Genomic DNA, 5,527 nt, shown 5'->3' on the forward strand with positions numbered 1-5,527 from the left:
TGGCCGTCGCCGCGCAGCAGCTTGACGTTGGGGTACGGCGCCGGGCCGGGGTAGTTGAAGTCCTCGACCGCCACCGGCGCGGCCGAGTTGTCCGCCGGGACGCCGTCGGCGGAGGCCAGTGCGGTGGCGCCGAGCGTGGCGGCCACGACGACGGCACCGCCAACGAGCAAGCGGGACATGCGCTTTGCCATGACTATTCCTCTTCGTTCATCTGGTGTTGCCCTGACGGGCAGATCCGCCGATTGGTACGAACCACCCTTGATGGCAGGCGAACCAAGCTGTCGTGATGGCACGTCATGAGTGACGAGGGTGCGCGGAATCAATCACCCGGCACCTTCGTGATCAAGGACGGAATACGGCCCCATCGAACCAGATGAAACTGACGACACGCCAGGTCTTTCTTCCGGAGACCCCTCCCGAGCAGGCACTCTGTCACAGTTTCGAATAGCTTGAGCACTTCCTGGCGATGCGCTCGCTTTGCCGAAATATGGGCCCACTGAGGGGGGTTTATTGCACGTGTCTGAACTCTCAACTTCTTGACTTCGTAGGCGTCCTGTCGTGACATCATTTGGCGTAGGCTCCGCTGCGGCCGGGATTCGGCCGATGCCGACAGTGGAGGTTTCCGGTGCGCCAATCGATATCCCGCTCGCGACGGCAAGGAAGGGGAGGGCCGCCGCTGCTGGGCAGGCTCTCCCTGAGCCTGCTGCCGCTCGCCCTGACGGCCGGTCTGGTGGGATCCGGCATCCAGAGCGCCGCCGCTGCCGAGCCGACCGGTGGGCAGGTCCAACCGACCACCCGCGAGCGCGCGCTGACCGCGTGGCTCAACGGCGGTCCTCGCGTCCACGAGCTCGCCGAGGCGGCGCTCGCGGGCTCCGAGCAGGACGTGAAGCGGTTCGTCGACAACGACCTCGCCGGCGCCCAGCGCCTTGACGACCTGCTCGCGGCCACGCAGATCTCCAGTGTGGGCGGGCCGAAGGTCCGCGAAGCCGCGGACAAGGCCATCGAGGGCACCCCCGACGAGCTGCGAACCTTCCTGCAGAGCGGCTGGCAGGCGGCACTCGACGCCGACCGGCGGCTGATGATCACCCGGATCACCGACCCCGCGATGGGCCCGGGCCGCAACCTGCAGGCCGCCGGCGACGCCGCGCTGCGCGGCAACACCAGCGACGACCTGCAGCGGTTCCTGACCGAGGGGCAGTACCCGGCGAAGGATGCCGACGACCGGCTCAAGCTGGTCCAGATCCTCAGCTCCGGCGGCACGAACACCCAGGCCGCGGCACGCGCCGCGCTGAACGGGTCGATCCAGGACGTGCGCGACTTCCTCGCGACCGGCCAGTACATCGCGCAGAGCCGTGACCAGGAGCGCGCGAGCATCGCGCTGCTGGTGCAGCAGGCGAAGGACGCGGGCGCGCAGGCGGCGCAGGAGACCGCCGCGGCGGTCGAGGCCAAGGACAAGGCGGTCCACGAGGCGCAGAAGGCCATGGAGGCCGCCGCGCTGGCCGCGTCCGAGACGCAGAAGGCCGGCAACGACGCGGCCAAGGCCACGGAGGCGGCGAACAAGGCCGCGACGGCGGCCGAGCGCGCGGGTGCGGCGGCGCAGACGGCGATGGCCGCCGCCCGTGCGGCCAACGCGGGTGCGCGGGCCGCCGCCTACGCGGCGTCGAACGCGGCTGCCGCGGCTGCCGGGGCCCAGCGGGCCGCGGCCAACGCCGAGACGGCCGCGGCCGCGGCCGCCGGTGACGCGACGAAGGCGCACGACGCGCGGGTCGCCGCCGACGCCGCCACGGCCGCGGCGAAGCTGGCGGCGGCCGCGAACGACACACTCGTCAAGGCGAACGAGTCCGCCAAGAGCAGCAAGGACGCGGCCGGTGCCGCGCTGAGCGCCAAGGGCAACGCCGATGCCGCGGCGGGCTCCGCCGAGCAGGCCGGTGCCTACGCGGACAGCGCCGGCGGCCAGTCGGCGAAGGCCAAGCAGGCCGCGGCGGCCACCCGCCGTTCGGCCGCCGAGGCCGGCCGTGCCGCCGCGGCCTCCCAGCAGTTGGCCGGAGAGGCCGCGACGCAGGCCGAGGCCGCCGCGACGCTCCTGAAGTCCGCGGGCGAACACGCCGAGGCGGCGGCGCAGGCCGCCCGGGACGCCGCCGACCACGCCGGCCAGAGCGGGAACGCCGCGCAGGAGTCGACCAACCACGCGAACGCCGCCTCGGCCGCCGCCGCGGACGCGCAGCGCGCTGTCGACCAGGCCAACACACTCCAGGACCTGACCCGCCGCACCGAGGCCGAGGACCTGACCAACCGCATCGCGGCCGCGGTGGAGAAGGCCCGCCAGGCCAAGGCCGACGAGACGGCGAAGCAGACCCAGGCCGACCAGGCCGCCCAGGAGGTCCGGAAAGCCCGGACCGAGGCCGACCGCCTCGCCCAGGCCGTCAACCAGCCCGGCGCCACCCCGGAACAGGTCGCGACCGACGGCCGCAAGCTCGCCATCCTTTCCCGCAAGATCTCCGGCCCCTGGGGAACGGCCGCGGCTCAGGCCGCCCTTGTCGGCAACGACTCCGCCGTCCTCGGCTACGTCAGGACCGAACGCCGCGCGGCCGAAGCGCGGGACGACCACGATCGCGCCTCCCAGATCTACGAGGACGACGACAACGAAGCGGTCCGCAACGCCGCCTACACCGCACTCCAGGGAGGCGCGGACCAGGTCGGTGCGTTCCTGGACAGTGGGCAGTACGAGGCCGCCGCCCCCGCCAACCGGCTGACGATCACCCGCCTCAGCGACAAGGCCGGTCCCGCCGTCAAGGCCGCCGCCGACACCGCGCTGCGGACCAACACCCCCACTGCCCTGCGCGACTTCCTCGCCAAGGGCCTGGCCGACGCGCAGGCCGCCGACGACCGCCTCACCGCCACCCGGCTCGAGGACGCCCCGGCCACCGAGCCCGAGCTCAAGGCCGCGGCCAGGGTCGCCCTCGAAGGCCCGGTACTCAAGCTTCGCGCGTTCGTGGCCGAGGGCCAGTACACCGCCCAGCAGAAGGACCGGCTCACCGCCGTCCACGTCGCCGACGTCAAGGGCCTGATCGCCGAGGCCACCGCGGCTTCCGCATCGGCCCAGAAGAACGCGGCCACGGCCCAGGCCGCCGCCGCCTACGCCCGCGGCGTCGCTGACGAGGCCAGGGGCTACGAGGCCACCGCCAAGGCGTCGGCCGACACCGCCGCCCAGCACGTCGCCACGGCCCAGGCCGCCGCCGACGCCGCCCAGGCCGACGCCACCAAGGCCGCCGCGGCCGCGAAGACCGCCAACGCCGCCAAGACCTCAGCCAACCGCGACGCGGCCTCCGCGATGTACTCGGCCAGGCAGGCGGAGCAGTCCGCCGGGCAAGCGCGGTTCGCCGCATCCAACGCCTACACCGCCGCGAACGCCGCCCGGGCCTCCGCGGAGGCGGCCGGCAAGGACGCGACGGCTGCGGACCAGGCCCAGAAAGAGGCCTTCGCCAGCTACCAGACCAAGTACGACGCCGAGGAGAAGGCGCGGCTCGCCAGGCTGGAGGCGGAGCGCAAGGAGGCCGAGAAGCAGGCCAGGGACGCCCGGCAGAAGCAGGAGACGATCTCCGCGCTCGAGGAGGAGATCAAGAAGCAGAAGGAGAACAGCGACAACATCAACGCTGTCTACCGTCTCTTCTCCGAGAGCATCCACCTCACCCTCGACGTCATCGGCGGCGCCGGCGGCGTCATCGCCCCCGGCCTCGCCGACATCGCCGACCTCGTCAACTGCGCCTACTACGCCATCGAGGGCCGGACCCAGGACGCCTACCTCTCCTGCATCTCGGCGATCCCCCTCGTCGGTGACGGAGCCGCCGTCGCCAAGTTCGCCCAGTGGGCCAAGAAGTTCGGCTCCTGGGGCGAGAAGGCCGCCGAGTTCATCAAGAAGCTGGTCGGCCGGCTCCCCAAGACCTGCCCGGTCAACAGCTTCCCGGCCGGCACCCGCGTCCTCATGGGCGACGGTTCCACCCGCCCGATCGAATCCGTCAAGGTCGGCGACGAAGTCCTGGCCGGCGATCCCACGACCGGGCTGACGGCACCCCGTCGTGTCAGCGCGACGATCTACACCCCGGACGACCGTGACTTCACCGACGTCTCCCTGGGCGCCGGACAGTCCCTGACCAGCACCGACCACCACCCCTTCTGGGCCGAGAACCAGAAGCAGTGGGTCGACGCCGCCGACCTCAGGACCGGCGACGAACTGCGCGACCCGGCCGGCCGGCCCCAGCGCATCGAGGACGTCCGACACTGGAACACCCTCCAGGCCGCCTACAACCTCACCGTCGACGACCTCCACACGTACTACGTCCTCGCCGGCGAGACCCCGGTCCTGGTGCACAACACGGAGGTGTGCGGGGTCGCCCTCGGGATCCGGAAGGAAGGCGACCTCCGCAACTTCGCGGACACCAACGGGTACGAGCACTTCCTCGACAAGACGTACAACGATGCTGTGGCAGCCGTCCGGGACGTCGCCCACGAGCAGCCCGGCCGGCGGATCTACGTCGTCCTCGACGGCTTCAGGATGTCCAACGGAAAGCCCGGAACGCCGCAGGAACTCTTCGAGGACTTCTACAAGGAAGGCCGAGCGGGCTTGTCCTCCATCACGACGCAGCAGGAGATGAACATTCTCGGAGAATCCGTCAGACTGGGAAACCGGAGTTGGGATTCGATCACCTTCCGGTACGGGGGCAAGGACATCAAACTGTCCCTGCCCGACTTCAACGCCCTTCGGGCCGCCGGATGATCCGGCGGCCGACCACGACGTTCCGTAGCGGACGTACCGAAGGGAACTAGTCGGTTCAGCCGTCCAACCGGCTGATCTCGACGGTGAGGTCCCTTCTGCCGCGGCCACCGCCGCCGGTCGAAGGGGCCTCTCGGTCATTGCGGCACGTCCGGAAGAGCCGGACGTGCCGAGTCCTGTGTTGTCCGTCGGATGGGAACGTTCATGCGCCTGATCGAGTGGGATCGCGAGTTCAAGATCTGGGCCTACGGGTTCAGCTATTCCAGGCTCCTCCTCCGGAGCGCACCGAGGTTCGACGCCGACGAGCGCATCGAGGTCCTCTTCACCAATGTCCGGCACATGAGCGTCTCGGCGGACGTGTCGAGCCTGTCGATCGACCGGATCGAGACCCCGGAGGAATCGCGGGAGTTCGGCCTCGCCCTCCCTGCGGCCCCCGACGAACTGTTCGTCCTGAACTCGGGTGCCGGCTATGTGATCGGGACCCACTGCCAATGGCACGTGGACCACGAGTGGCTTGATGCACCGTCGCACTTCTCGCCTTTTCGGGCGGTGAAATAGAGGCGCAGCGATTTCCGTCCGCCCGGCCCCGCCACCACCCGACCGGACGACGGACGCGCGAGCGGGTGGGCCCGGAAGAGCCGCCGGGGTGGAGCCGAGACGGTGTTCGGCGAGAGGTGGGTGTTCCATCTGGTGCCCCGCGACCAGTTACCGGGCAGCGGCGGCCGAAGCGTCCGCCGACCCCGATCGGGGTCGGCG

General features: G+C 70.9%; 3 protein-coding genes. 2 read left to right on the top strand and 1 reads right to left on the bottom strand.

The features are described 5' to 3' along the window. Positions 1 to 191: hypothetical protein (locus ACFRQN_RS39615; protein ID WP_380745482.1), on the bottom strand; the 191-nt coding region annotated here is incomplete at its 3' end. Positions 192 to 625: 434 nt separating this feature from the next. Between ACFRQN_RS39615 and ACFRQN_RS39620 the strand changes: the two genes are divergently transcribed. Together ACFRQN_RS39620 and ACFRQN_RS39625 are read left to right on the top strand one after the other, a co-directional pair. Then, complete coding sequence (locus ACFRQN_RS39620) at positions 626 to 4,774, top strand: polymorphic toxin-type HINT domain-containing protein (RefSeq protein ID WP_380745484.1); 4,149 nt, start codon at positions 626 to 628, stop codon at positions 4,772 to 4,774. Positions 4,775 to 4,975: 201 nt separating this feature from the next. Beyond that, positions 4,976 to 5,329 (top strand): hypothetical protein, encoded by a 354-nt coding sequence (locus ACFRQN_RS39625; protein ID WP_143204687.1) that lies wholly within the window; start codon positions 4,976 to 4,978, stop codon positions 5,327 to 5,329. The last annotated feature ends 198 nt before the right edge of the window (positions 5,330 to 5,527 follow it).

Source organism: Kitasatospora sp. NPDC056800 (assembly GCF_042789775.1).
In the GTDB taxonomy this organism is placed as follows: domain Bacteria; phylum Actinomycetota; class Actinomycetes; order Streptomycetales; family Streptomycetaceae; genus Kitasatospora.

What these genes read in the sequence shown, in the direction of transcription:
- ACFRQN_RS39625 (WP_143204687.1), top strand. Translation starts at nt 4,976, where the DNA reads ATGCGCCTGATCGAGTGGGATCGCGAGTTCAAGATCTGGGCCTACGGG.